This is a genomic window from Sebaldella sp. S0638 (genome assembly GCF_024158605.1).
Taxonomy (GTDB): Bacteria; Fusobacteriota; Fusobacteriia; order Fusobacteriales; family Leptotrichiaceae; genus Sebaldella.
On the sequence record NZ_JAMZGM010000213.1, the window covers coordinates 1 to 2,739 of the forward strand.

Genomic DNA, 2,739 nt, shown 5'->3' on the forward strand with positions numbered 1-2,739 from the left:
TTTTTAGCTACAGTTCCTCCTGCATCGGCACATTTAGTATCAGCAAGTATTGTTTTAGACGGATAAAGAGCTCTAAGGCATCTTACTGCCTCCATTCCTTCTGCGAGACATAGTATAGTCCCCGCTTCTATAACATCAACCTCATTCCCCACCTGTGAAATAGATCTTATAGCGTCGCTTAATGTATTATTATCGAGGGCTATCTGTAATAATGGTCTTGCCATATTTTCCTCCCGTTATTTTATTTAAGATATTTTGATAAATTGAAACTTTTATATTATAAATTTTCAGAATAATTTATCTGTCGAATATCCAAAACCTCATTTGCCTTTTTTATATTCATTCTCTTCATAACCAATAAAATCCCCCCTTTTTAAAAACGTTGTATTTATTTCAAAAGTTCTATGATTTCATCAGTACTTTCTGCACTTCTGATTTTTTCAAATGCCGCTTCGTCATCAAAAAGCATTACTATCTGCGGAATTGCTTCCTCATTATGTATATCCGAACTTGTTGCTGCCAGACCTATTAATATGTCCACTTCCTGACCGTCAGGAAAGACAACGGGCTTTTCCAGTGTAACAAAGCTGAAACTGTCTTTTATTACTCCGCTTTCCGGTCTGTCATGCGGCATTGCCAGTCCCGGAGCCAGAATATAAAACGGCCCCAGTTCATTTGTCTTTTTTATAATTGCGTCCAGATATCTTTGTTCTACCGCTCCTGCATCTACCAGCGGTTTTATACATTTATTTACTGCCTCTTCCCATGTTTCGGCTTTTTGTTTTAATAGTATAGAATTATTTTCTATTAAAGATTCCAATAATGTCATATCTACTCTCCTTTACTCCTAAGCAATTCCTGCTTCTTTAAGCTTTTCTTCCAGCTCTTTTTCATCAAGAAGATTTAAAAGTCCTATAATTTTTGCTTTTGTTGCGTCTAATTCTTTTGCTATATGAACAGATGCCAGTATCAAATCATAGCTTCCTATTGCCGACTTAGCTTCTCCCATACTGCATGAATCCACCTGTGCGGGAATATTTAATCTTTTAAGAACATTTCCCACTTTCATTTTCATGATCATGCTTGTCCCCATTCCATTGCCGCACACTGCTAAAACTTTCATCATATATAATCAACTCTTTTCTCAAATTTTATTATTCTAAATTTTCGTTATAACTTTCCGGAGTACTTGCTCTTTTATACTGAATCCATGGTATAGCAAGCATAGACGCTATTACAATTATGTAACCTATCAGATGGAGTTTGTTTATTACCAGACCCTGAATTACCCATACCGTACTCTGGTCAATATTTCCATGCCATCCGCCGAATCCGCTGAGACCGAATATTATAATTGCCAGTGCCCCGCCCAGAACCTGAAGTATTCCTGATGCAAAAGATAATATCGCTGCTGCTCTTGCTCCTCCGCGTTTATCTGCGAAAACTGCAATTGTAGCATTATCGAAGAATACCGGAACGAATCCTGTTATTATTAATATAGGAGATTTGAATATAAGTAATCCTGCTATAGCCAGAAACTGACCAAGAGCACCGCACACAAACCCGAACAATACAGCATTTGGAGAACCAAAACCATACACTGCCGCACAGTCTACCGCTGGTAAAACACCCGGCAGTATTCTGCTTGAAATCCCTTGGAATGATGCTGTTAATTCTGCTACGAACATACGTACCCCCATCATTAACACTGCAAGATATACTGAGAACATTAATGATTTTGAAATTATGTAAGTCGGGAATGCTATATTAGCTGCAAATGTTTTGTCTATTTCTCTTAAATAAGGCTCTCCGAGTATTATCATAATCGCACCGAAGAATACAAGCATCAATGTTCCTGTTGCCACTATATTGTCATGAAATATAGAAAGCCAGTTAGGAAGATTTATATCATCAAGTCTCTTTTTAGGATTTCCTATTTTAGCTGCCACTTTATCTGCAAACCATACTGCGAACATCTGTTGATGCCCTATTGCAAATCCTGCATTATCAGTCAGTCTTTGTGTAGCTCCCACAGTAAGATTCGATGCTACTGCCCAGTATACTCCTACGAATATACCTATTAATACTGCTCCTATTCCATTTCTGTACTGCGGAAAAGCGAAGAATATCATCCATGTAGCCGTTGTTGCCTGCTGAACCATTATATGTCCTGTTATAAATAATGTACGTATTTTCGTTACCGGTCTGAATAATACAAGTACTATATTCAATACGAAACCTATAAGAAGAGATATCATGGTCCACGAACTCGTAAGTCCTATTGACTCAAGTGCTGTATTTACCGCATTTAATCCAAAATAAGGATCTATTACTGCCGCATTAAGACCAAATCTTCCGTTCAGTCCTGCAAGAATAGGTCTGAATGTACTTACAAGACCTCCTGCTCCTACGTTTAGGATCATATATCCTACAGTTCCTTTTATGAAACCTGCAAATGCCTCATAAATAGGCTTTTTCAAAAGCAAATATCCGATGAAAACTATAATACCAATAAAAAACTCTGGTTTTCCAAGTATGTTATCCACAAAGATTTGCCATATTAATTCTAAATATCCCATATTTTTCCACCTCATAATTTTTTTATTAAATTTTTATAATCTCTATTTTTATACTTCATCATTTTAAGCAGAAAATTTTGTTCTTACAGCATAGACTTGAAAGGTAAATCAGGCTCTATTGTAAAACAGTCCTCAAATCCTCTCTCAAAGTGAAACTCCA

The 2,739-nt window shown here is 36.7% G+C and carries 4 protein-coding genes; all 4 read right to left on the bottom strand.

Going from position 1 to position 2,739, the window contains the following annotated elements; translation table 11 throughout:
• Positions 1-224, bottom strand: a 224-nt coding sequence (locus NK213_RS19590) for an orotidine 5'-phosphate decarboxylase / HUMPS family protein (RefSeq protein WP_253352470.1), incomplete at its 3' end; no start/stop codon positions are given.
• 164 nt (positions 225-388) lie between these two features.
• Entirely contained in the window at positions 389-829 is a 441-nt protein-coding gene (locus NK213_RS19595) for a PTS sugar transporter subunit IIA (RefSeq protein ID WP_253352472.1), read from the bottom strand.
• Positions 830-847: 18 nt separating this feature from the next.
• A complete protein-coding gene (locus NK213_RS19600) occupies positions 848-1,126 on the bottom strand; it encodes a PTS sugar transporter subunit IIB (protein WP_253352474.1) in 279 nt (92 codons plus the stop codon).
• 28 nt (positions 1,127-1,154) lie between these two features.
• Positions 1,155-2,579, bottom strand: coding sequence for a PTS ascorbate transporter subunit IIC (locus NK213_RS19605; RefSeq protein WP_253352476.1), 1,425 nt, complete (start codon positions 2,577-2,579; stop codon positions 1,155-1,157).
• Between the last annotated feature and the right edge of the window lie 160 nt (positions 2,580-2,739).